18 protein-coding genes are annotated in these 24,290 nt (G+C 71.8%); 8 read left to right on the top strand and 10 right to left on the bottom strand.

The annotated features are described in order from the left end of the window. Window positions 1–68: 68 nt before the first annotated feature. Both LNK82_RS09315 and eccCa read right to left on the bottom strand, forming a co-directional pair. Complete coding sequence (locus LNK82_RS09315; protein ID WP_230566514.1) at window positions 69–2,813, bottom strand: AfsR/SARP family transcriptional regulator; 2,745 nt, start codon at window positions 2,811–2,813, stop codon at window positions 69–71. 161 nt (window positions 2,814–2,974) lie between these two features. Beyond that, the gene (gene eccCa / locus LNK82_RS09310) at window positions 2,975–6,979 is read right to left on the bottom strand and encodes a type VII secretion protein EccCa (RefSeq protein WP_230566513.1); all 4,005 of its coding nucleotides are present in this window, start codon (window positions 6,977–6,979) and stop codon (window positions 2,975–2,977) included. A 307-nt stretch (window positions 6,980–7,286) separates the two neighbouring features. Between eccCa and eccD the strand changes: the two genes are divergently transcribed. Continuing rightward, entirely contained in the window at window positions 7,287–8,681 is a 1,395-nt protein-coding gene (eccD, locus tag LNK82_RS09305) for a type VII secretion integral membrane protein EccD (RefSeq protein WP_230566512.1), read from the top strand. Between the two features lie 4 nt (window positions 8,682–8,685). Beyond that, the gene (gene mycP / locus LNK82_RS09300; protein ID WP_230566511.1) at window positions 8,686–10,125 is read left to right on the top strand and encodes a type VII secretion-associated serine protease mycosin; all 1,440 of its coding nucleotides are present in this window, start codon (window positions 8,686–8,688) and stop codon (window positions 10,123–10,125) included. A gap of 213 nt (window positions 10,126–10,338) precedes the next feature. Here mycP and LNK82_RS09295 read toward each other — a convergent pair whose 3' ends face one another. The 3 genes from LNK82_RS09295 to eccB form a co-directional block, all read right to left on the bottom strand. Beyond that, the gene (locus LNK82_RS09295) at window positions 10,339–11,394 is read right to left on the bottom strand and encodes a WXG100 family type VII secretion target (protein ID WP_230566510.1); all 1,056 of its coding nucleotides are present in this window, start codon (window positions 11,392–11,394) and stop codon (window positions 10,339–10,341) included. Beyond that, complete coding sequence (locus LNK82_RS09290) at window positions 11,394–11,750, bottom strand: hypothetical protein (protein ID WP_230566509.1); 357 nt, start codon at window positions 11,748–11,750, stop codon at window positions 11,394–11,396. Before LNK82_RS09290 ends, LNK82_RS09295 begins: the two co-directional genes overlap by 1 nt. 72 nt (window positions 11,751–11,822) lie before the next feature. After that, window positions 11,823–13,463, bottom strand: coding sequence for a type VII secretion protein EccB (gene eccB / locus LNK82_RS09285; RefSeq protein ID WP_230566508.1), 1,641 nt, complete (start codon window positions 13,461–13,463; stop codon window positions 11,823–11,825). Between the two features lie 172 nt (window positions 13,464–13,635). On the opposite strand from eccB, the gene eccE reads away from it, so the two are divergent. From eccE to LNK82_RS09265, 4 genes are all read left to right on the top strand, one after another. Then, window positions 13,636–14,931 carry a type VII secretion protein EccE gene (eccE, locus tag LNK82_RS09280; RefSeq protein ID WP_230566507.1) on the top strand — a complete coding sequence of 432 codons (1,296 nt, stop codon included), beginning with the start codon at window positions 13,636–13,638 and terminating at the stop codon, window positions 14,929–14,931. A 65-nt stretch (window positions 14,932–14,996) separates the two neighbouring features. Further along, window positions 14,997–15,650, top strand: a complete 654-nt coding sequence (locus tag LNK82_RS09275; protein ID WP_238598838.1) for a hypothetical protein — start codon at window positions 14,997–14,999, stop codon at window positions 15,648–15,650. Between the two features lie 247 nt (window positions 15,651–15,897). Beyond that, window positions 15,898–17,460 (top strand): S8 family peptidase, encoded by a 1,563-nt coding sequence (locus tag LNK82_RS09270; protein WP_230566505.1) that lies wholly within the window; start codon window positions 15,898–15,900, stop codon window positions 17,458–17,460. A 147-nt stretch (window positions 17,461–17,607) separates the two neighbouring features. Next, entirely contained in the window at window positions 17,608–18,207 is a 600-nt protein-coding gene (locus tag LNK82_RS09265; RefSeq protein ID WP_230566504.1) for a Uma2 family endonuclease, read from the top strand. A gap of 4 nt (window positions 18,208–18,211) precedes the next feature. Here the strand turns inward: LNK82_RS09265 and LNK82_RS09260 are convergent, their stop codons facing one another. Beyond that, window positions 18,212–19,279, bottom strand: a complete 1,068-nt coding sequence (locus tag LNK82_RS09260) for a glycosyltransferase family 4 protein (protein ID WP_230566503.1) — start codon at window positions 19,277–19,279, stop codon at window positions 18,212–18,214. Between the two features lie 49 nt (window positions 19,280–19,328). Between LNK82_RS09260 and LNK82_RS09255 the strand changes: the two genes are divergently transcribed. Together LNK82_RS09255 and LNK82_RS09250 are read left to right on the top strand one after the other, a co-directional pair. After that, a complete protein-coding gene (locus LNK82_RS09255) occupies window positions 19,329–20,066 on the top strand; it encodes a PIG-L deacetylase family protein (protein WP_230566502.1) in 738 nt (245 codons plus the stop codon). Then, window positions 20,063–21,001, top strand: a complete 939-nt coding sequence (locus tag LNK82_RS09250; RefSeq protein WP_230566501.1) for a lysylphosphatidylglycerol synthase transmembrane domain-containing protein — start codon at window positions 20,063–20,065, stop codon at window positions 20,999–21,001. The genes LNK82_RS09255 and LNK82_RS09250 overlap by 4 nt, the downstream gene beginning before the upstream one ends. On the opposite strand, the gene truA is transcribed toward LNK82_RS09250, so the two are convergent. The 4 genes from truA to rpsD form a co-directional block, all read right to left on the bottom strand. Next, window positions 20,967–21,782 carry a tRNA pseudouridine(38-40) synthase TruA gene (gene truA, locus LNK82_RS09245; protein WP_230566500.1) on the bottom strand — a complete coding sequence of 272 codons (816 nt, stop codon included), beginning with the start codon at window positions 21,780–21,782 and terminating at the stop codon, window positions 20,967–20,969. The two genes, LNK82_RS09250 and truA, sit on opposite strands and share 35 nt — an antisense overlap. Before the next feature lie 59 nt (window positions 21,783–21,841). Further along, on the bottom strand, window positions 21,842–22,426 hold the full coding sequence (rplQ, locus tag LNK82_RS09240) for a 50S ribosomal protein L17 (RefSeq protein ID WP_230566499.1): 585 nt from the start codon (window positions 22,424–22,426) through the stop codon (window positions 21,842–21,844). 58 nt (window positions 22,427–22,484) lie between these two features. Continuing rightward, the gene (locus LNK82_RS09235; protein ID WP_230566498.1) at window positions 22,485–23,537 is read right to left on the bottom strand and encodes a DNA-directed RNA polymerase subunit alpha; all 1,053 of its coding nucleotides are present in this window, start codon (window positions 23,535–23,537) and stop codon (window positions 22,485–22,487) included. Window positions 23,538–23,679: 142 nt separating this feature from the next. Further along, entirely contained in the window at window positions 23,680–24,285 is a 606-nt protein-coding gene (gene rpsD / locus LNK82_RS09230; RefSeq protein WP_053718426.1) for a 30S ribosomal protein S4, read from the bottom strand. Window positions 24,286–24,290 lie beyond the last annotated feature (5 nt).

Raw genomic sequence — 24,290 nt, 5'->3', positions numbered from 1 at the left:
GCTCTCCCCGCCGAGGAGCCCGCGGTGTCGGCCGGCCCATCACCGGCGGCGAGCCCGGTCACCGCCCGTCACGGTAAACCGGCCGCCTTCGCCCGCAGCGCCTCGGCCGCGCCGTGGCCGAGCTCGTCCAGGATGTCCAACGCCGCCTGCCACACCTCGCGTGCCGCGTCGTGGTCGCCCGCCAGCACGTGCGTGTCGCCGAGCCGTTGCAACGTCGCGGCCTCCTCGTAGCGGTCGCCGCTCTCCCGGTACCGCGGCAGCGCCTCGCGGTAGCAGCGGACCGCCTCGTCCAGGTCGTGCAGGCGGTGGTGGACGTAGCCGAGGCTGTCCCACGTCGCCGCCTCCGCCAGCACGTCGTTGACCTCGCGGAACACCACCAGCGCCCGGCCGCAGTCGGCCAGCGCCCGGTGCAGGTCCTCGCCGAGCATCGCGCGGGCCCAGCCGACGGCGTTGAGCGCGCGGGCCGTGCCCGCCCGGTCGCCCAGCTCCTCGAACAGCGCCAGCGCCCGTTCGGCGTGGTGCAGGGCCTCGGGCAGCATCTCCCAGCCCTCGTACAGCCCCGCCAGGTGGCGGTGGATGTGGGCCCGGCTCTGCCGGTCGCCCAGCTCGCTCGCCAGGTCGAGCGCGGCGGTGAGGTAGGCCGCCGACTCGGCGAACCGCCGCAGCGTGATCAGGATCCGGCCGAGGGCCCGGTTGGTCGTGGCGAGCGCGACCCGGTCGCCCAGCCGCCGGGCCGCGGCCAACGCGATCTCCAGGCACCGCGCCTGCTCGTGCCAGAACGACCGCAGCCGGGCGAACGCCGTGGTCGTCCACGCCAACTGCCAGGCGTGGGTGTCGAAACCGTGCGCCGCGGCGTGCCCCACCGCGGCGAACAGCGAAGCCTGCTCCAGGCCGAACCAGGCCAGCGCGTCGACCCGCTCGGTCAGCTCCGTGACCACCGCGCCGGGGGCCGGCTCGGCGATCGGCACCTCCTCGCGCTGCGAGTACAGCAGCCGGTCGGCCGTGTTCGCGGTGTGCAGGTAGTGGTCGAGCAACCGCCGCAGGGCGTCGCGCAGGCCGGCCTGGTCCTCGTGCGCCGCGACCAGGTCGCGCGCGAAGGCGTGCACCAGGTCGTGCAGCGTGAAGCGGCCCGGCACCGGCTCCGCGACCAGGTGCAGCCTGCTCAGCTCGCCCAGGTTCCGGCGGGCGACGCGCAGCGGCACGCCGGCCAGGCTCGCCGCCGCCGGGATCGACACCTCCGGCCCCGCGTGCACGCCCAGCAGCAGGAACATCCGGGCCGCGGCCGGGCTCAACCGCTCGTAGGACCAGGAGAACACCGTCTTGACGCTGGTCGTCGCCTCACCCGTGTCGAGCGCCTCCAGCCTGGTCCGCTCGTCGGCCAGCTCACCGGCCAACGCCCGCAGCGCGAAGTCCGGGTGCGCCGCCGCACGTGCCGCGACCACCGACAACGCCAGCGGCAGCCCCGCGCAGTGCCCGATCAGCTCGCGCACCGCGTCCGGCTCGGCGCCGACCCTCCCCGCGCCGAGCTGCCGCTCCAGCAGCGCGGTCGCCTCACCGTCGGTCAGCACGCCGAGCGGCAACGGCTGCGCGCCCTCGCGCACCACCAGCCCGTCGAGCTGGTTGCGGCTGGTCACCAGGGCCAGGCAGCGGGGGCCGCTGGGCAGCAGCGGTCGGACCTGCTCGCTGTCCGCCGCGTTGTCCAGCACCACCAGCACCCGGCGCTCGGCCAGCAGGCTGCGGTACAGGCCTACCTGCTCGTCCAGCCCGGACGGCACGCGCTCCGGCGCCACGCCCAGCGCGCCGAGGAAACCGCGCAACGCCTCGTCCGGGCTCATCGGCTCGCCCGTCGGGTCGAACCCGCGCAGGTTGACGTAGAGCTGGCCGTCCGGGAAGCGGTGCGCGCTCTGGCTCGCCCAGTGCAACGCCAACGCCGTCTTGCCGACGCCGGCCGCGCCGTTGATCGCCGCGATCACCGCCGTGCCCGCGGCGGCCGAGTCGAGCAGCGCCCACAACGCGGCCAGCTCGCCGTCACGTCCGACGAAGAACCGGGTGTGCGGCGGGAGCTGCCTCGGCGTGCTCAGGGTGTCCTGGGTGTCCGTGCGCACGGCGACCGGCGCGGCGGTGAGGATCCGCTGGTGCAGCTCCTGCAAGCGCGGGCCCGGGTCGACGCCGAGCTGCTCGGCCAGCAGCCGGCGCACGGACCGGTAGGCGGCCAGCGCCTCGGCCTGCCGGTCCGATCGGGACAGCGCTTCCATCAGCTGACCCCAGAACCGCTCGCGCAACGGGTGCTCGCGGGTCAGCGACCGCAGCTCGGGCACCACCTCCGCCGGCCTGCCCGCCGCCAGGTCCACGTCCAGGCGCCGTTCCAGCGCGTCGAGGCGTTCCTCCAGCAGGGGCGCGACGTCCTCGCCGTGCAGGACGTCGGACGGCACGTCCGACAACGGCGCGCCACGCCACAGGTCCAGCGCCTCCGCCAGCCGGTCGCGGTCGACCAGCTCGCGGAACCGGTGCAGGTCGAGCGCGTCCGGCGGCACGTCCGCCACGTACCCGCCGGTGGCGGTGCGCACCACGTTCGCCGGGCCGAGCGACTGGCGCAGCCGGGTCACCACCATGTGCAACGTCGCCCTGGTGCGGGCCGGGTTCAGCGACCGGCCGTCCCAGAGCCGGTCGACCAGGAGGTCCATCGGCACCACGCTGCCCGCGCGCAGCAGCAGGCTGGCCAGCAGCACCCGCGCCTTGCCCGTCGGCAGCGCCACCTGCCTGCCGTCGTGCCAGACCTCGAGGGGCCCGAGCACCTTGAACTCAGTCTCCACGCCACCCCCAATTCGTGCGGGGCGAAGCATAGGACAGCGCACCGACACCGCCCGGACACCGAGAGTCAACTCCCGCTGCCGGCGGACACGCGGAAGGCCCCGCCGGAGCGAGGCCCTCTGCGTCGTTCACGTCGCCGTCTGCGGAGCAGCGGCAATCCGACTCAGTCCGGGTCGATCCACGCCAGCTGGATGCGCTGCTGCCCCAGCTTGCGGGTGACCAGCGTGCCACGGCCGGGAGGCTGCGGCGACGCCTTGAGGTTGCCCACGATCGCCCCTTCCTCCTTCGAGCCGGAACCCACCATGATCGGCGCCGAGATCTCCTTCAGCTTGCCCAGGATCGGGTCGTACATCGCCCGCGACGCGCCACCCATGCGCCGCACCGCGACGATGTGCAGACCCACGTCCTTGGCCTGCGGGATGAACTCCGCCAGCGGCTGCAACGGGTTCTGCGAACCCTGCGGCGCGACCAGGTCGTAGTCGTCCACGACCACGAACAGCTCCGGGCCCTTCCACCAGGACCTGTTCTTCAACTGCTCCTGGGTGACGTCCGGGCCGGGCAGGCGGTTGGCCATCGAGCCGCGGACGTCCTTGATCATGTCCGTGAGCTGCGCCGAGGACACCGCGTAGGACAGCAGGTGGTCGGTCTCGATGTAGCCGAGCATGGTGCGCCGGTAGTCGACCAGCATGATCAGCGCCTCGGACGAGGTGTAGCCGGTCATGATGCCGCGCACGATGGTGCGCAGCAGGTTGGTCTTGCCCGCCTCGCCGTCGGCCAGCGCCATGAAGTGCGGGTCGGCGTCGAAGTCCAGGTACACCGGCGCCAGCTCGTCCTCGTTGACGCCGATCGGCACCAGGTGACCACGGTTCGGCCGCTGCTGCTGCACCTGGGCCATGAAGTCGTGGTACGGCAGCAGGTCGGGCAGCAGGCGGACCTGCGGCGCGCGCTGGCCGCGCCACGCGGCGCTCACCTTCGCGATCATGTCCTGCACGCCCGCCGCCACGTTCTCCGCGTCCGACGACGCGTCGATGCGCGGCAGCGCGGTCAGGAAGTGCAGCTTCTGCGGCGACAGACCGCGACCCGGACGGCCCGGCGGCACGTTGACCGCGACCTTCCGGTCCACCTCGGACTCGCTGACGTCACCGAGGCGCAGCTCGAACCGCGTGCCGAGCAGGTCCTTCATCGCGGGCCGGATCTCCGCCCACCGGTTCGCCGCCACGACCACGTGCACGCCGTAGGACAGGCCCTGCGCGGCCAGCGCCTGGACCATCGGCTCCAGCGCCTCGAACTCCTGCCGGAAGTTCATCCAGCCGTCCACGATCAGGAACGCGTCACCGAAGTCGTCGTCGCGGATCTCGCCGCGCCGCCTGCGGTTGCGGAACTCGACCATCGAGTCGATGCCCTGCGCGCGGAACCGCTGCTCGCGCTCGGTGATCAGGCCGGACAGCTCGGCCACCATCCGTCGCGCCTTGTCCACGTCCAACCGGCTGGCGAACCCACCGACGTGCGGCAGGTTCTCCAGCGACGCGAGCGTGCCGCCACCGAGGTCGAGGCAGTAGAACTGCACTTCCTGCGGCGTGTGCGACAACGCCATGGACGTGATCAGCGTCCGCAGCATCATCGACTTGCCCGACTGCGGACCGCCGACGATCGCGCCGTGGCCCGCGGCGCCGGAGAAGTCCGCCCACAGCAGGTCGCGCCGCTGCTCGAACGGCTTGTCGACCACGCCGAGCGGCACCTGGAGCTTGCCGTTGGAGAAGAAGCCGGGCGCGGTGAGGCCGCGGTCCTCGGTCGCCTGCAACGGCGGCAGCAGCGTGTCCAGCGACGGCGGCTCGTTCAACGGCGGCAGCCACACCTCGTGCGCCGGCGGGCCCTGGCCCACCAACCGCTCGACGATGACCTCGAGCTCCGAGGGCTCGTTGGAGTCCTCTTCCTTCTTCGCCTGCTTGACCGGCTCGACCGGCTTGATCGGCTCCTTGGGGATCTCGATGTAGTCCGGCACGAAGTAGCGCGGTCGCTTGTCGCTGGTCACCGGCGCGGACGGGCCCGCGACCTGCAACCCGGCGGGCCGGTACGGACCGGACACGTACAGCGCCTTGAACCGGGTCAGCGGCGAGCCCTGCACGCCCAGGTAGCCCGAACCCGGGATGGGCGGCAGCTCGTAGGCGTCCGGCACGCCGATCGCGGCGCGCGACTCGGCGGCGGAGAACGTCTTCAGACCGATCCGGTAGGACAGGAACGTGTCCAGGCCGCGGAGCTTGCCCTCCTCCAGCCGCTGCGACGCCAGGAGCATGTGCATCTGCAGCGACCGGCCGACGCGGCCGATCTGGAGGAAGATGTCGATGAAGTCCGGCTTCGCCGTCAGCATCTCGGAGAACTCGTCGATGCAGATGAACAACGCCGGCAGCGGGTCGAGGTCGGCGCCGTTCTCGCGCGCCTTCTCGTAGTCCCACACGTTCTTGTAGTTGCCCTTGGCCAGCACTTCCTGGCGACGCGACACCTCACCGGCGATCGCGTCCTTCATGCGGTCGACCAGGGTCAGGTCGCCCGCCAGGTTGGTGATCGTCGCGGCGACGTGCGGCGCCTTGTCCAGGCCGAGGAACGTCGCGCCACCCTTGAAGTCGACCAGGATCATGTTGAGCGAGGTCGACGAGTGCGTGGCCAGCATGCCCAGCACGAGCGTGCGCAGGAACTCGGACTTGCCGGAACCGGTCGCGCCGATGCACAGGCCGTGCGGGCCCATGCCCTCCATCGCCGCTTCCTTGATGTCCAGCTCGACCTGCTGACCGAACTCGCCGATGCCGAACGGCACCCGGTAGCGGTCGCGCACCGGCCGTGGCCGCCACGCCGCCTGCACGTCGAAGGTCATCGGGTCGCCGGGGATGCCCAGGAACTCCAGCAGCGGCGGGTTGTTGCTCATCGACAGCGGGTCCTCGTCGCTGCCGCCCGCGTCCACGCCGCCGATCCGGTACGGCGACAGCCGCCGGGCCAGCGCCTCGGCCTCGACCACGCTCAGCCAGTCCGGCGCGCCGAACCACTCCACGCCGCTGGCGCTGCGCGCGCCGAGCTTGCCGTCCTCGATCACCAGCCGCAGGCCGCGGCGGGCGGTGAGGTTGCCCAGCGACTCGGACAGGTCGAACAGCGTGACGCCGACCAGGCCCTCTTCCAGGATGATCTGCTCTTCCCGGGTGACGTCGCCGTCGTCGATCAGGATCACGATGTGCGGCTGGTCGGCGGGCGGCGGCGCGTTGCGGGTGAACCGCTGCCGGTCGCGCAACTGCTCGTCCAGCATCTGCTCGACCTCGGCCAGCGAGCCCGCCATCATCCGCATCTGCCCGATGCCGTCGACGATCGCCGGGTGCTGCACGTGCGGCAGCCACTTCATCCACTCCCACTCGGCCTTGGTGCGGCCGGTGGTGACGACGGCGACCAGCAGGTCGTCCGGCGAGTGGAAGGTGACCATCTGGGCCAGCAGGGCGCGGGCCAGGCCGCGCTTCTCCTCGATGTCGCCGAGCAGGCCGACGGCGGCGAAGCCGCGCAGCGCGATCGAGATCGGCAGGTCGGGCACCAGCGAGTGGGCGCGCACGAACCGGCGCAGCGCCAGCGTCGCGATCGGCTCCAACTCCTCGACGGGACCGGTCTGCGGCGGCACGAGCCGCGTGGCCAGGCGCTGCGAGCCGCGGCCCGCGCGCAGGTGGCAGAAGTCCGGGTCGTTCTGCCGGCGCTCCCACATGCGCCGGGTGGTGGCCAGCGACCACAGCATCTGCGGGTCGGGGTGGACCCACTCGCGCTCGGCGCGCTGCTCGTTGGCGGCCTCGCGGGCGCGGTCGCGCATCTGGCCGAGGTAGCGCAGGTAGTCCTTGCGGTCCTCGTTCATCTCGGCCTTCTTCTGGCCGCGGCCACCGCCCATGCCGCCGGCCATCATCCCGATGGTCGAGACCAGCATCATGCCGGGCATGATCATCGCAGCGGGGCTGCGCCCGCTGTAGCTGAACATCAGCACCATCATGCCGACGGACGACACGATCATGACGACGGGCATCGCCTTCATCATGATGTTGCCGGGGATGACCCGCGGCACCTCGGGTGGCGGTTCGAGGTGGACCTCACCGCCGGGTGGGCGGGGAGCAGCGAGGCGTGCCGTGCGCTTGAACTGCAGCGTGCTCACCTAACAGGCACCTCTTCAGCGTCGATCCGTAAACGATCAGCCCGACTGCGCTCGAATCCCGATCCGGGCGTGTGGGCCCGCCACAGTCGCACCGACACTATGGCGCATCGGAACCCCGAACGACGGGGGGTCGGGCAAATCCGCGGCCAACGTGTTGCGACGTGTTGCGCGGAACAGCCCAGCCGGGACGCCCGCTGCCCCCATACTGGGTCCGCTCCTCTCCAGGGGCGGGCCGAAGCGCGTCCGACCGGACCAATAGGGTCGGGACGGACCACAGCACACACTCATCAGGACTTAGGGGGCGCTGGTGGCGACCGGAACGACGGTGTTCAGCCGGGTGACGGTGGTTGCGCCGCGAACGCGTATCGACGTCGCGCTGCCCGCCGACGTCGCGGTGGCCGACCTGCTGCCGATGCTGCTGGACATGGCCAAGGAGGCCACTCCGGACGGTGGCGTGCGGCACGGCGGCTGGGCGTTGGCCAAGCTGGGTGAGGGCCCGCTGGACCCCAGCCGCACGCTGGCCTCGCTCGGCGTGGTCGACGGCGAGCTGCTGCAGCTGCGCAAGCGCAACGAGAACCCGCCGCCCCCGCTGTACGACGACGTGGTCGACGCGATCGCCGAGTCCGATCCGGACAGCTTCCGGCCGTGGACCAAGGACACCGCACGCCGCTACGGCCACCTCGCGGGCGCGTTGGCGCTGATCACGGCCGCGATCGCGGTGCTGATGGCGGGTCCGCTCGCGGGCGGCGGCAACCTCGTGCCGGCGATCTGCGCGGGCGTGGTGGCCATCGCGTCGCTCATCGCGGGCGCGGTCGTGGCGCGGTCCTACAACGCCGTCGGCACGGGCGTGCTGATCGCCTCGGCGGGCGGGCTGCCGATGGCCTACGTCGCCGGCCTCTACATCGTGCCCGGCGAGATCGGCCGGCCGAGCCTGCTGCTGGGCAGCGTGCTGGTGCTGATCTTCGCCTCGGCCTCGATCATGCTGATCGGCCGCGGCATCACGGTGTTCATCGCCGCCGCCACGGCGGGCGCGCTGAGCGGCCTCGCGTTCCTCATCGGCATCTTCGTGGACCACCCGGTGCAGGGCATCGCGGCGGCCACCGCGGCGGTCTCGCTCGCCGCCCTGTCCGTGCTGCCCCGGTTGACGATCCAGCTGGCCAAGCTGCCGCTGCCGACCGTGCCGGGCAGCGCCGAGGACCTCAAGGAGGACACCGGTTTCCCGGAGTACTCCGTGATCGAGCGGCGCACCGCCAACGCGCACGAGTACCTGACCGGCATGATCATCGGCTGCGGCGGCGTCGCCGCCCTGTTCGCCGTGATCGCGGCGGGCGACGGCTCCATCTGGGGCCCGCTGCTGGCGATCGTGGTGACGCTGGTGCTGCTGCTGCGCGGCCGGGCCTACGCCAACGGCGCGCAGGCGGTGGCGCTGCTGGCCAGCGGCATGGTCGCGGGCACCGGCGTGCTGCTCGGGTGGCTGGTGCAGTCCTCGCCCGGCGACCGGCTGCTGTACGTGTTCGGCACCCTCGTGGTGGTCGGCGCGGGCGCGCTGGTGCTCGGCGTGATCTTCCCCAACCAGAAGTTCTCCCCGGTGCTGCGCCGGACGGTCGACGTGCTCGAGGCCATCCTGATCGCCGCGGTGCTGCCGCTGGCGCTGGCGGTGATGGACCTCTACGTGGCCATGCGCCAGCTCATCCCCGCGTGAGGCGATGATGCGCATCCGCAAGATCGCCGCGCTCACCGCGGCGGCCGTGACCCTGCTGACCGCCCCGGGCGCGTACGCCCAGCCGGCGTCGACCACGACGACCCCGAACACGCGGCCGAACTCGCAGCCGCCGCCGGTGGACCGGTCGTTCCTGCGCCCGCCCGAGGCGCCGAAGGAAGACGTCGACTACAAGCCGAAGCAGCTGTGCATCTCCTCCAGGACCGAGGACCGCCCCATCCCGAACAAGCCGTGGGGCCAGATGCAGCTGCGGCTGGAGGAGGCGCACCGGTTCGCCACCGGCAAGGGCATCAAGCTCGCCATCATCGACACCGGGGTCAACAAGAACCACCCGCGACTGGAAGGCCGGGTCGTGGAGGGCGGTGACTACGTGGAGACCGAGAAGCGCGGTGTCCACGACTGCGACGGCCACGGCACCGAGGTCGCGGGCGTCGCGGCGGCCAGCCGGGACGAGGCGACCGGGTTCGTCGGCGCCGCGCCCGAGGTGACGGTGCTGGCGTTCCGGCAGACCAGCAACAGCTTCGAGTTCGACGACCCGACCAACCAGGACGACCGGCAGTCCGCGGGCAAGGTCGGCACCCTGGCGAAGGCCATCGTCTCCGCGGTGGACCAGGGCGCACGCGTGATCAACATCTCGCTGACGGCGTGCGCGCCGCCGGCCGAGCCGAGCAACCAGGAGCGCGAGCTCCAGGCCGCGATCGACTGGGCGGTGAACGACAAGGACGTCGTCATCGTGACCGCCGCGGGCAACATCGACGCGAAGAGCGGCTGCCAGGCCCAGAACGACGGCCAGGCCACGGCCAACGTCAACGTGGTCGCGTCACCGCCGTGGTACGCCGACAACGTGCTGTCCGTGGCGTCGATGAACGCGGAGGGCGGTGTCTCGCCGTTCTCGGTGTGGGGCCCGTGGATCAGCGTGGCCGCGCCCGGCGAGAACATCGTGACGCTCGACCCGGCGGGCAAGGGCCTGACCAACGCGAACTTCGAGAACAACCGGCCCGTCGCGATCCAGGGCACCAGCTTCGCCTCGCCGTACGTCGCCGGTGTGGTCGCGCTGGTGCGCGAGCGGTTCCCGAAGCTGACCGCGAGGCAGGTGATGGACCGCATCAAGGCGACCGCGCAGCACCCGGGCAACCCGAACGGCCGGGACCACAAGGTCGGCTACGGGATGATCAACCCGGTGGCCGCGCTGACCGCCGAGCTGCCGTTCGAGCAGCCGGGCGCGAAGCCGGTGGAGCCGGAGCAGCTGATGACCAACCTGGGTCCGCTGAACCCGCCGAGCAGCACGCCGATGATCGTGGCGCTGTCGGGCACGGGCGCGGGCGTCGGCCTGCTCCTGCTGACGATGTTCATCGTCCACACCGTGAACCGCAACCGCGCCAGGCGGGGCGCTTTGATCGCACCGCCGAAACGCTCAGTCATCTAGCGCCACCACACGACAAGGGCCGCCCTCCGGGGCGGCCCTTCGCTTTCCTCGTCGTGACGTCCGCGTCGCGAGCACACTCGCGAGGTCGCGTCGGTCATCCGGTGCTCATCCCGCGGCAATCACGCTTTTCGATTGTCGCGGGATCAGCGGCGGATGACCGACTTCCAGGCGACCGAGCCGCCGTCTGCGGAGCAGCGGCAATCCAAAACCGCCTCAGTCCTCGCCCAGCACCGGTGGGGCGGACTTCTTGGGCTTGCCGAAGACCTGCTCGGTCGAGCCGGCCAGCTGGACCTTCGACTTGTGCTCCTTGTCGCCGCCCTGCTGCCCGCCGGCGCCCATGCCACCCATCATCCCGGCGCCCATCATCCCCGCGCCGCCCGCCGCCGGACCGGACGGACCGCCCGCCGCCGCGGCAGCCGCCGGACGCGGGCCGGGCTCCGCCGGGCGCGGCTCGGACACACCCGTCGACCCACCCGGCTGCATCCGCTCCGGCGACTCACCGCCGGGGATCCCACCGGGCACACCGCCACCGCCACCCGGCACGCCGCCACCTGACCCACCGGACCCACCGGACCCACCGCCGGACGCGGCCGGCTTCGTCTCGGCGGGCGGAGCGGCCGGCGGCTCCGGCGCGACCGGCTTCACGGGCGCGGTGAACGACCAGTTCTGCTCCGGGTACTTGTGCTCCATCTTCACGTCGGCGAAGTCGTCCGAACCGGACACGCCGTCGCACAGCCGCAGGAACGCCTCCAGCACGTCCCGCACCGACTCGTGCAGCTCCTTCGCCGGGTCGTGCAGCTCGTCCAGCGCCTCCACCACGCGCCGGTCGCCGTCCACCGGCAACGCCGCCGCACCCGACACCGCGTCGGCCGCCTCGGCGAACACCCGGGACATGTCCTCCACGATCCCGCGGATGCCCTCGGCGGTCTGGTCCAGCGCCTCGCCCATCGCGTGCATCGCGTCGGACATGTCGTGCCCGGCCAGTCCGACCTTCTGCATGTGCTCGACGAACGCGTCCGCGTCCTTGCCCTGCCACGCCGAGTCCAGCTTGCCCAGCGGCTTGGTCAGGTCGCGCGTCACGTGCTCGGCGACGAGCCCGGCCCTGCGCCAGCGCTCGGCCTCCTCGTCCAGGTCGGTCCAGTCGCCCAGCACGGGCGCGAAGTAGTCCGCCACGAGGTCGCGCACGCCGAGCCGCCGGCTGATCCCGGACAGGTAGTCCAGCTCCGGCCCCACCTCGGCGGCGATCTGCTTGCCGTCCTTGCCCCGCATCAGCCCAACCCCGCCCGCCGGTCGACCGCCTTGATCAACGCCACCGCGTCGTCGTCCTGGGCGCCGTAGTGCTCGGCCACGTCGTGCAGGCCCTTCGCCGCGGACGCCAGCACCTCGCACGCCCGGTCGAGCTGCTGGTTGAGCAGCCCGGCGGCCCGGCCGTACGCCTCCGCGGTGCGCAGCGTCCGCCCCAGCTCGCCGAAGCTCTGGGGGCGCATCGGCGCCTCCCGCAGCTCGGACCGCGCGCGGGTCAGCTCCTCGGCCGCCTCGTCGACGCGCTTCGCGTACAGCTCCAGCCAGCGCGGGTCGACCGAAACCTGCCGCCCGCCCGCCGGCCCGCGTGTGACCTCGTTCACCCGGACACCTCCTGCACCCTCTGACGGGAACCGGCCCACGCCGGTTCCCCCAAAGGGCTCAGCATTGCGGGCTCAGCTGCCCTGCTTCTTGGCCTTCTCCTCGGGCAGCAGGCCGCTGTCCTTCGGCACCGGGATCGCGTCCCAGCTGCGCGCGGCGTCGTTGCGGTTGAGCTGCGGCCCGTTGGGCAGCAGCCGCAGGATCGACTCCGGTCCGGGCGAGAACCCGTCCGCGCCCAGGCCGAGCGCGCCGCTGGTGGTGACGTCCGGGATGCCGTACTTCACCCCGCGGCCGGTGATCAGGTGGATCGGGCCGCTGTCGAAGTCCTGGGTGGACGTCGCGCTGCGCACCACGGCCGACTTGCCCGGCGCCATCACGAACTGGCTGACGACCTCGCGGGTCGCGCCGACCTGGTTGATCTCCACCGGCACCACGCCCGACGGGATCGGCAGCGACGGCGCGAAGGTCACCTTGGTGTGCTGCGACTTGTTGTCCGAGGTCACGTTCTGCGCCTGCCAGCCGAGGCAGATCACCCGGTTGTTCTGGTTCGGGTCCAGGACCTCGGGCACGTCCGGCGGGTAGTCGGCGAAGTCGAGCTGCTCGACGGTCGGCGCGCTGTTGGTCCGCGCGATGTCGACCAGCTTCGGCTCCGCGCCCTGCGCGTAGGCCGCGCGCAGCAGGTCGGCCGCGGCCCGGCTGATCTTCTGCAGGCCGTCCTTCAGCGCCACGTGGAACTCGGACTCCGCGCCGGAGCGGCGGACCTCGATCACGGCGCCGATCTTCAGGGTCTCGCCCTGGACGTAGGTCACGTTCTGGCCGCGGCCCGGGATGTCGGGCGCCACCAGCGGCTTCGCCTCGGGGATCGCGTTGAGCAGGCCGGTGCTGATCGCGCGCGGCTTCTTCTGGCTCAGGTTCAGCGCGGTGCGGACCTCGGCGTTGGTGAGGTCGACCTTGGCGCGCACGGTGGACGTCGAGGTGATCTTGGAGTTCACCGGCGCCTTGTAGATCAGGTACGCCTGCTTGTCGTCGGTGCCCGCGCGCACCAGCAGGGCGCGGTTGTCGTCGAGCAGCTCGCCGCCGCCGCTGTACCCCGCGAGGACGGTGGTGGTGAACTTGCCCGGCGCGGACGGGTCGTTCAGCGACTCGTCCAACGTCAACGTGTCGCAGACCGACCAGTCCGCCCCGATCCGGTCGGCGGGCTTCGGCAGCACGTCCGGCCCGTCGGGGATGCCGGTCAGCCGACCCTTGGGCAGCTTGGCCAGTGCCTTCTCGCTGACCAGCTTCGGGTCGCCGCCCGCGACCTGCGGCCCGGCGTTCACCTGGCCCGCCGCCGCGTCACCGCCCGCGACCGCCGCCTGGCCCGTGTCCGGGTTGGACCGCTGCAGCAGCAGCAGCCGCGCGGACGCGAGGTTCGTCATCGGGATCAACGTCTTCGTCGTGCCGACCGTGTGCACGACGTAGACCTGGCCGGTCTCCTTGGAGATGGCGATCTGCGTCTGGTCGTCGACCTGCGGGTCCGGCGAGAAGAAGCCGAAGATGAGGAAGCCGAGCAGTCCGATGACGCCGAGCAGGACGCCCACCGCGGTGGCACGCGAGTGCGTGCGCATCGGGTCGTGCAGCATCACCGCGTCCCGGCGCACTAGGGCGGACTGCATCCTGCGCAGCACGAAGCGGTAGGCCTGGACCTGTGACTTGGTGGTGGGTGTTGATGCCATTCTCGGCTCGCTGCTCTCCCAGTCGCGGTACGGTCTGCACGATAGCCGGACGGCGGGTGGTCCGTGTGCGGGTTGGTCAGACCCGGTCGGTCCCACCCGGCGCACGCCGACGGAAAGAGAACCAGAGCGGATGTCCGTGACCACCCCACATCCGGGCCAGCCCAATCCCGCCATGGCTCGCGCGCAGGCAGCGGGCGGTGCCGTGCGCGCCGCACTGCTCCGGGCGCGTCGCCGCACGGCGGGTGCGAGCCTCGGCTCCCTGCCGGTCGCCAACCTGGTTGTGCTCGAGGTCGGCGTCGCCATCGGCCTGGTCCTGCTGGCCGTCGGCGCCACCGGCGACGAGGTCGCACCCGTGCCGATGTACGTCGCCGGCGGCATCGTGCTGATCGCGTTGATCATCGCGTTCACCAGGTCGCGGGGTCGCTGGCTGACCCAGTGGATCGGCCTGGTGGTGCGCTACAGCTTCCGCTCGCACGGTCGCACGGCCAAGCGCACCGGCCCGGTGGAGATGAAGCCGCCGTCGGAGGAGGAGTCCTCGGTCATCGGCCCGGACGACCCGCGGGTGGCGTTGCTGCGCCTCGCGGTGCCGGACCTGGTGGTGGCCCGGGGCGTCGACCACGAGCGCCGTCCGCTCGGCATGGCCTGGCACCAGGGCGCGTGGACCGCCGTGCTGCTGGTCGACCCGGCGCCGGGTCTGATCACCGCGGTGGGCAGCGCGCCGTCGTTGCCGCTGGGCGCGCTCGCGCCGACGCTGGAGGACCGCGGCGTGGTGCTCGACGCGATCTCGGTGATCTGGCACTGCTACCCGGGCAGCGCGGCGCTGCCGACGAACTCGCCCGCGCTCAACTCCTACATGGAGGTGCTCGGCCCGCTGCCCGCGGCGGCCCGGCGGACCACGTGGATCGCGGTGCGGCTCGACCCGCGGCGGTGCGCGGCGGCGATCCGGGAACGCGGCGGCGGCGTCGTCGGCGCGCACCGGGCGTTGATCGGCGCGCTGTCCCGCGTGCGCAACGCGCTGGAGTCGACGGGTGTGTCGATCCGGCCGCTGGACCCCGACGAGCTGATCCGGGCGGGCATCTCGGCGGCCGAGCTGACCTCGGTGGCCGGGTCGAACAACTCGGTGTCGTTGCGGGAGAAGTGGTCCGGGGTGACGGCGGGCGGCGTCGGCCACGCCAGCTACGCGATCACCGGCTGGCCGTCCAAGGGCATGCGCAACAACCTGAACGCGCTGACCGGAGTGCGGGCCCTGTCCTCGACGCTGTCCATGACGATCTCGCCGAGCAGCGAGCAGGGCCAGGTCGGCCTGCGCGGCATGGTGCGGGTGAGCGCGCGGACGCCGTCCGAGCTGAACCGCGCCGACGACCGGCTCAAGGCGCTGGCCGACAAGCTGGACATCACGCTGACCCCGTTGAACGGCTTGCAGGTCGCCGGGCTGGCCGCGACGCTGCCGCTCGGAGGTGTGGCGTGAGCAACTCCCGCTTGCTGGACTCGCAGGGCAAGGGCGTGGCGCCGGAGTTCCTGGTGTCGCCGCAGATGCTGGACGTGGTGAGCCCGTCGGGCGACCGCGGCGGCATGGTGCTCGGCTCGGGTCTGCAGGGCGAGCCGCTGACGATCTCCGTGCTGCGGTCCGCGCCGACCCGCATGGTCGTGGTCGGCGGGCTGTACCTGGCGCGGCAGATCGCGTTGCGGGCCATGGCGACCGGCGCGTGGATCACCATCGCGACGGGTCGCCCGGCGGCCTGGCAACCGGTGGTGCGCGCGGCGGGCGCGGGCGCGGACGGCCGTCCGTCGCCGTTGGTGCAGCTGCGCAGGCTGAGCCCGGTCGAGCTGCCGCGCCCGTCGGAGGACAGCCCGCTGCTCGTCGTGCACGACGGCGGCCACGTGCCGCAGGAGTTGTTCCCGCCGCGGTCGCCGTGGCAGACCACGATGTACGTCTTGCCGTATTTGCACCCCCAGGCGGCGACCACCGCGAATTCCGCGGACCTCGTGCTGCTGCAACGGCTGCCGGTCGGGCAGGCCCAGTTGGCGTCCCAGATCTGGCGGCTGCCGCCGCAGATGGCGCACCAGCTCACCACTCTCAAGGACGACCAGGTGATCGCCCTCGGCACGAACCTGTGGCGGCCGTTGCGACTGGTCACCACCCCCGGTGAGCAGCAGATCCTCGGTGCGGTCCGGCGCGGCGACTGACCGGCCCGCCACCACGCGTGCCCCTGGACGATTGTCCGGGGGCATGTTTTCTGTCCGGGGTCCAGTCACCCTCGGCAACGATTCGTTCACAGCACGAATAAAACTGTGTACGAGCCGTTCGTCGGTTATTCCGGGCAAATTCTTGCGCCTCACCCGCGAGGCGAACTAGGAACAACTCACCGTGTCCGTTCGGTCTCGGGGGCGACGCCGACCGGACACCCACCCTGCGAAGAGGAGACCCCCTGCCATGGGAGACGTTCGCGCGTCCTGGACGAAACGGTTGGCCGGTGTCGGGCTGGCCACGGGCACGGCGTTCGCGGTCACGGCCGCACTGACCACCTTCACCTCGGCCGCCGCCGAGGGCGAGATCATCGGGTACGCCGCGCCCAACGCGGTCAAGGACAGCTACATCGTCGTGCTGAAGGACGCGAGCACGAGCAGCGTCGCCGCGTTGAGCGACAAGTACCGGGCGAACGTCAAGCACACGTACACGAACGCGCTGCGCGGCTTCTCGGCGACGATGACCGAGCTGCAGGCCCGCAGGCTGGCCGCCGACCCGTCGGTGTCCTACGTGCAGCAGGACGGCGAGGTGAAGATCTCCGCCACGCAGGCGCCGACCCCGTCGTGGGGCCTGGACCGGATCGACCAGGGCGCGCTGCCGCTGGACAACTCCTACACCTACCCGAACGAGGGTGAGGGCGTCACCGCCTACATCATCGACACGGGCATCCGGTTCTCGCACAGCGACTTCGGCGGTCGCGCGGTGACCGGTCGCGACACCGTCGACAACGACAACGACGCCACCGACTGCAACGGCCACGGCACGCACGTCGCGGGCACGGTCGGCGGCACGAAGTACGGCGTGGCCAAGAAGACCAAGCTGGTCGGCGTCCGGGTGCTGAACTGCGCGGGCTCCGGCACGTACGCGGGCGTCATCGCGGGCATCGACTGGGTGACGGCGAACGCGGTCAAGCCGGCGGTCGCGAACATGTCGCTCGGCGGCGGCGCGGACGCCACGGTCGACCAGGCCGTGCGCAACTCCATCGCGTCGGGCGTGACCTACGGCCTCGCGGCGGGCAACGAGAACGGCGCGAACGCGTGCAACGTGACGCCCGCGCGCACCCTGGAGGGCATCACGGTCGGCTCCACGACCAACACCGACGCCCGGTCGTCGTTCTCCAACATCGGCACCTGCCTGGACATCTTCGCGCCGGGCTCGTCCATCACGTCGGCCTGGTACACCAACGACACCGCCACCAACACCATCAGCGGCACGTCCATGGCGACGCCGCACGTGGTCGGCGCGGCGGCCGTCTACCTGGCCGCGAACCCGACCGCCACGCCGGCGCAGGTCCGCGACGCCCTGGTCAACGGCGCGACGAACGGCGTGGTCGGCAGCCCCGGCACCGGTTCGCCGAACAAGCTGCTGCGCCTGGTCGGCTCGACCACCCCGCCGCCCGGCGGCTGCGCGGCCAAGACCAACGCGACCGACGTGGCCGTGCCGGACCTGGGCACCGCGTCCAGCCCGATCTCGGTGACGGACTGCGCGGGCAAGGCCGGCACGTCGGCCACCGTCGAGGTGCACGTCAAGCACACGTACCGGGGTGACGTCGTGGTCGACCTGATCACGCCGAGCGGCGCGGTCAAGCAGCTGAAGGTGCAGTCCGGTTCGGACAGCGCGGACAACGTCGACGCCACGTACACGGTGAACCTGTCGGCGGAGAACGCCAACGGCACCTGGCAGCTGCGCGTGCGTGACGCGTACAGCCAGGACACGGGCTACATCGACAGCTGGACCCTCGACCTGTAACCGGTCACCTGCTCCAGTCGCGACACCGCGGCCCCTCACCACTTCGGCGGTGAGGGGCCGCTTCGCGTTTCACCTGATCAGGCACTGCGTCGCCCCAGTGGGACTGTGCCAGGGTCATAATCAAGTCGATCGTGGAGGTTGGAAGCCATGTCCGCAGCGCTGAAGGAAGAAGTCCTGCCGAACCCGATGATCGGCCCGCACACCATCGAGGAATGGCTCGACCTGCCCTCCCCGGAGGACGGGTCGAGCGTCGAGCTGATCTTTGGACACTTCCACGTGAATCCCCCACCTTCCGGTGAACACCAGGTCGCCACCTACCGGCTGACGAGGCTGATCGACGACGCGATCCGAGCCGCAGGGCGAAAGGACCTGCACATCGCCCCTGGTGTCGGTGTGAAGATCTCCTCCACCCTGCGCACCGGTCTCATCCCCGACGTGGTGATCATGGACAGGATCCCGGCGGGCGCGTCGTTCCCCGCCGAGGCGCTGGTCCTCGCGGTCGAGGTCTGGTCGCCGGGCAACACCCGGAACGAACGGGAGGCGAAGATGATCGCCTACGCCGCCGGCGGCGTGCCGTTCCTCTGGACCATCAGCCGCAAGGGGAACGACCCCGGACTGGAATTGACCGCACACCGGCTGCACGGCGACCGCTATCTGGTGGAGAACACCGTGAAGTCCGCCGGACCCACGACCGTCACCGCCGCGCCGGCCCCGGTCACGCTCGACCTGGCAGACCTGGTCTTCTGACCCGTCACACCCGAGCCGCGCACGACCGGAGCGCCTCCAGCACCCGCGGCCACGTGCAGTGGGTCGGCTCCGTGGTCCGGTTGTGCGCGGCGATCCGCAGGCGTTCCTCCCGGTCGTTCACCAGGCGCGCGATCCCCGCCGCCAGGTCGTGCGTCAGCACCCCCTCCACCCCGTCACGCACGAAGTCCGCCACCCCCGTCCCCGGCCGCGCCACCACCGGCACCCCCGCCGTCCGCGCCTCCAGCGCCGCCAGCCCGAACGCCTCCTGCGACGCCGGGTTCACGAACACGTCCGCACCGGCCAGCAGGTGGGCCACCCCCTGCCGGTCCAGCCGCCCCGGCAGGCTCACCGACCCCATCCCGTGCCGCTCGGCGTACCGCCGCAGGACGGCCATCTCCGGCCCCGCGCCCGCCAGCGTCGCCCGCAGCGGCACGTCGGCCGACACCGAGCGCAACGCCCGCAGCAACGCCATCGGCTCCTTCCGCGCCGCGAGCCGACCCACAGACACCACGTGCACCGCGTCGTCCCGCCGCTGCGTCGGCATCCCCCGCCACGCCGACGGCACGATCCCGTTCGGCACCACCCCCACCGACAGCCCCGGCACGACCGCGCGCACCCGTTCCGCCGCCGCACGGCTCACCGCCGCCACCGCCACCGGCGCGGAACTCCACGACGCCAGCCGGTCCAGCGCCCGGTAGCACCACTGCACCACCGGGTCCCACATGCTGTGCACGACGACCACCGTCGGCAGCCCCAGCCGCGCCGCCGACCGCACCCCCGACCACGCGAACGGCGAGATCGCGCCGACGTGCACGTGCACCACCGACGGCGACAGCGAGGCGATCACGCGGTCGAGGTGCGACCCCGCCCGCGGGTGCACGGGCACGTCCCGCGGCAGCCGCACCGCGATCCGGTGCACCGAGTACGCGTCACCCGGCGACGCGCTCCTGGTGGCCGTCACCACGTGCACGTCCTCACCGGAGCGAGCCTGCTCCGCGGCCAGTCCGGCGACTTGCACCTCGATGCCGCCCAGGCGCGGCAGGAAGCAGTCGGTCACGTGGATGATGGACAAGTGCGCTCCCGTCAAGCCGCCGAACGGACCAACTGACACTCTTGCACCCGTGAGCCGAACGTGCGTCTTCTTCCACGCCCACCCCGACGACGAAGCCCTGCTGACCGGCGGCACGATGGCGCGCCTCGCGCGGGAGGGGCACCGCGTCGTGCTGGTCGTCGCCACCGCCGGTGAACGAGGTCTGAGCGCGCACCGGTCCGATCTCGGCGCCGTGCGCACCAAGGAGGCGCACGCGTCGGCCCGCGCGCTCGGCTGCGCCCGCGTGGAGTTCCTCGGCTACCCGGACTCCGGCCTGGACGGGCGGCACGGGTTCGCCCGCGCCGACGTGGGCGAAGCCGCCGAACGGCTGGCCGAGCTCCTGCACGAGGAACACGCCGACCTGCTCACCGCGTACGACCCGCACGGCGGCTACGGGCACCCCGACCACGTCCAGGTCCACCGCGTCGGCACGCTGGCCGCCGAACTCGCCGGCACACCCCGCGTCTGGGAGGCGACGGTCGACCGCACGTGGCTGCTGCGCGGCCTCCGGCTCGCCCGGCTCGCCCGCCGGTTCGACCTGACCCCGTTCGAGCAGGCCTACACCGCCCGCACCGAGATCACCCACTCGGTGGACGTCCGGCGGTACGCGCACGTGAAGCGGGCCGCCATGGCGGCGCACGCCACGCAGGCCACGGGCGGCGAGTCGACCCGCACCCTCGCCGCGCTGCTGAAACTGCCGCCGCCGCTGTTCAAGGTGGTCCTGGGCACCGAGTGGTACGTCGAGCGCAAACGGTTGCGGGCACGATGAACCGCTGGTCGCGCACCGCCGCGTCGCTGGCGTCGCTCGGGCTGGCGGCGTGGCTGGTGGTCGCGCTCGTGCCCGCGGTGGGCGGCGTGGCGTGGTCGGCGGTCGGCGCTCAGCTGCGCGCCATCGGACCCGGCACGGCCCTCTGGCTGACGGCGCTGTGGCTGGCCGGCCTCTGGGCCTACACCTACGTGCTCACCGGCTCCCTGCCCGGTCTGCGCCACACCCAGGCGTTCAGCCTCAACGCGGCGGGCAGCGCGATCAGCAACGTGCTGCCGTTCGGCGGGGCGGCCGGGGTGGCGGTGACCGCGGTGATGGCGTCGAGCTGGGGCCACTCCGCGCGGGCGATCACCGCCTCGGCGCTCGTCAGCGGGCTGTGGAACGCCCTGTCCCGGGCCGCCCTGCCACTGGTCGCGCTGGCCGTGCAGGGCGCGGTGGTCGTCGGTGACGGCGTGCTGATCGCGGCGCTGGCGAGCGCGGTCGGGTCGGGCCTGGCCGTGGTCGTGGTCGTGCGGCTGCGGTGGCTCTGCAAGCTCCTCGGCCGCCGGGCCGCCCGGTTCCTGCTGCGGCTGCGCCGGCAGACCGGCCAGGTCGTCCGGACCGGCTGGCGGCGGATGACCCTGGGCATGCTCGCCTACCTGCTGCTCCAGGGCGTCCTGCTGTGGTGGTGCCTGGCCGCCGCGGGCGTCCACCTCGGACTCGGGCCGGCGGTGGCGGCGTTCGCGGTGAGCAGGCTGCTCACGCTGGCCGTGGTCACGCCCGGCGGTGTCGGCGTCACCGAGAACGGCACCATCGCGCTGCTGATCGGCCTGGGCACGCCCGCCGCACCGGCCGTCGCGGGCGTGCTGCTGTTCGCGTTCTTCACGTACCTGGTGGAGATACCGCTGGGCGGCGCCGCCTGGCTCAGCTGGTCGGCGCGGCGCGCTCGGGTGCGGTGACCGCGGAGCGCACGTTCCGGGTGACGGCGGCGCGGGCGGCGAGCTCGTCGTCGGCCGGGTAGTCGACCCGGACCAGCGACAACCCGTGCGGCGGCGCGACGGTGACCTCGCTCGACCGCGCGGTCAGCGACAGCAGCGACGCGGGCCAGCCCACCGGCTTGCGGCCCTCGCCGACGGCCAGCAGGGCGCCGACCAGGCTGCGCACCATCGAGTGGCAGAACGCGTCCGCGGACACGTGCGCGGTCAGCACGGTGCCCTCCCGCACCCACTCCAGGCGTTGCAGCTCGCGGATCGTGGTCGCACCCTCACGGCGCTTGCAGAACGCGCAGAAGTCCCGTTCCCCCGACAACAACCGCGACGCGGCGTTCAACGCGTCCAGGTCCAGCGGACGCGGCCAGGCCAGCGTGTCCAGCCGCCGCAACGGGTGCGCCCCGAAGGCGGCGTCGGTGACCCGGTACTCGTAGTGCCGGCGCAACGCGGCGAACCGCGCGTCGAACTCGGCGGGGACCACCCGTGCCGAGAACACCCGGACGTCGGCGGGCAGCGCGCGGGCCAGGCGCTTCGGCAGGCCCGCGACGTCCACCGCGGACGGCAGGTCGACGTGCGCCACCTGCCCCGAGGCGTGCACGCCCGCGTCCGTGCGGCCGGCCACGGTCAGCTGCACGTCCTCGCGCAGCACCGTCGACATCGTGTCCTCCAGCACGCCGCACACCGTGCGGCGGTCGGGCTGGCGGGCCCACCCGGAGAACTCCGTGCCGTCGTAGGCCAGGTCGAGTCGCACACGAACGAGCCCGTCGTCCCCAGCGGGAACGACGGGCTCGTCGGTGAAGTTCGCGTCCGTCAGGACTCGTCCTTCTTGTCTGCCTTCGGGGCCTCGGCAGAGTCGTCTGCGGCGGCCTCGTCCGAAGCGCCCTCGGCGGGCTCCTCGGCGGCGTCCTTCGTGGCGGACTCGGGCGCGTCGGCGTCCTGGTCCTGCACGTCCTCGACCTTGGTCTCCTCGGTCGTGGCCTTGGCCTCGTCCTTGGCGAACTTGGTCTTGCGGGCGCGCTCCGCCTCGGAGGTGACGGTGGACTCCGCGACCAGCTCGATGACGGCCATGGGCGCGTTGTCGCCCTTGCGCGGCATCGTCTTGGTGATGCGGGTGTAGCCACCGGGGCGGTCGGCGAACTGCGGACCGATCTCGGCGAACAGCTTGTGCACGATGTCCTTGTCGCGGATCACCTTGAGGATCTCGCGACGGTTGTGCAGGTCACCGACCTTCGCCTTGCTGATCAGCTTCTCGGCGTACGGGCGCAGCCGCTTCGCCTTGGCCTCGGTGGTCGTGATCCGACCGTGGGTGAACAGGGACGTGGCCAGGTTGGCCAGCATCAGCCGCTCGTGGGCCGGCGAGCCCCCGAGACGCGGTCCCTTGGTGGGGGTGGGCATCGAATTGCTCCTCGGATTTCTTTCTGATCCTCTGCTCCGGCCCGGCCGCTAAGCGACCTCAGAGCTGCTCGGTCTCCGCGTAGTCCTGGCCGTCGTCGTGGGTGTCCACGGCGGTGTCCGTGCCCCAGCCTTCGGCGGGGTAGTCGGACGCGGCGGCCGACGGGTCGAACCCGGGAGGGCTGTCCTTCAGCGCGAGGCCGAGGCCGACGAGCTTCATCTTGACCTCGTCGATCGACTTGGCGCCGAAGTTGCGGATGTCCAGCAGGTCCGCCTCGCTGCGCGAGACGAGCTCGCCCACGGTGTGGATGCCCTCGCGCTTGAGGCAGTTGTAGGACCGGACGGTGAGGTCCAGGTCCTCGATCGGCATCGCGAACGCCGCGATGGTGTCCGCCTCGGCGGGCGAGGGGCCGATCTCGATGCCCTCGGCGTCGACGTTCAGCTCGCGAGCGAGGCCGAACAGCTCGACCAGCGTCTTACCGGCCGACGCGACGGCGTCGCGCGGCGTGATGGACGGCTTGGTCTCGACGTCGAGGATCAGCTTGTCGAAGTCGGTCCGCTGCTCGACACGGGTGGCCTCGACCTTGTAGGTCACCTTCATGACGGGCGAGTAGATCGAGTCGACCGGAATGCGGCCGATCTCGGCGCCGGCCTGCTTGTTCTGCACGGCGGGGACGTAGCCGCGACCGCGCTCGACCACGAGCTCGATCTCCAGCTTGCCCTTGCCGTTCAGGGTGGCGATGTGCAGGTCGGGGTTGTGCACGGTGACACCGGCCGGAGGCACGATGTCGCCCGCGGTCACCGCGCCCGGCCCCTGCTTGCGCAGGTACATGGTCACCGGCTCGTCCTCCTCGGAGCTGACGACCAGCTCCTTGAGGTTGAGGATGATGTCGGTGACGTCTTCCTTCACACCGGGGACGGTCGTGAACTCGTGCAGCACACCGTCGATGCGGATGCTGGTCACGGCCGCGCCGGGGATGGACGACAGCAGGGTGCGGCGAATCGAGTTGCCGAGGGTGTAGCCGAAGCCCGGCTCCAGCGGCTCGATGACGAACCGGGAGCGGGTCTCGTTGACCGATTCCTCGCTGAGCGAGGGACGCTGGGAAATCAGCACTGGGTTCTTCCCTTCTAACCCCGACGCCCGCTATTTGACGTCGTGGAAGCCGGTCGCGGAGACCGGCAAACGCATGCGGCACACCATTTCGTGCCGCCGCGGGACCCGACTGGAGGGGCCGCGGACGGCCCCTCCAGGAGGATCACTTCGAGTAGAGCTCGACGATGAGCTGCTCGGTGACGGGCGTGTCGATCTGCGCCCGCTCCGGCAGCTGGTGGACCAGGATGCGCAGGTTGCTCTGCACGACCTGGAGCCACGCCGGGATCGGCCGGTCGCCGAAGGAAGCACGCGCGGCCTCGAAGGGCAGCGTGGGCAGCGACTTCGGCTTCACGTCGATGATGTCGAACTTCGACACCCGGAAGCTCGGGATGTTGACCTTCTGGCCGTTCACGATGAAGTGACCGTGGCTGACCAGCTGGCGGGCCTGACGACGGGTGCGCGCGAGACCCGCGCGGTACACCACGTTGTCGAGCCGGGACTCCAGGATCTGCAGCAGGTTCTCACCGGTCTTGCCGGGGCGACGAACCGCTTCCTCGTAGTAGCGCCGGAACTGCTTCTCCAGGACGCCGTACGTGTAGCGGGCCTTCTGCTTCTCCTGCAACTGCAGCAGGTACTCGGACTCCTTGATCCGACCGCGGCCGTGCTGGCCGGGCGGGTAAGGACGACGCTCGAACGCCTGGTCCCCGCCGACGAGGTCGACCTTGAGACGGCGCGAGATGCGAGTGGCCGGTCCGGTATAGCGAGCCATGTTGT

This window comes from Saccharothrix luteola (genome assembly GCF_020859565.1).
Lineage (GTDB): Bacteria > Actinomycetota > Actinomycetes > Mycobacteriales > Pseudonocardiaceae > Actinosynnema > Actinosynnema luteola.
This window is presented reverse-complemented; position numbering and strand designations above follow the sequence as displayed.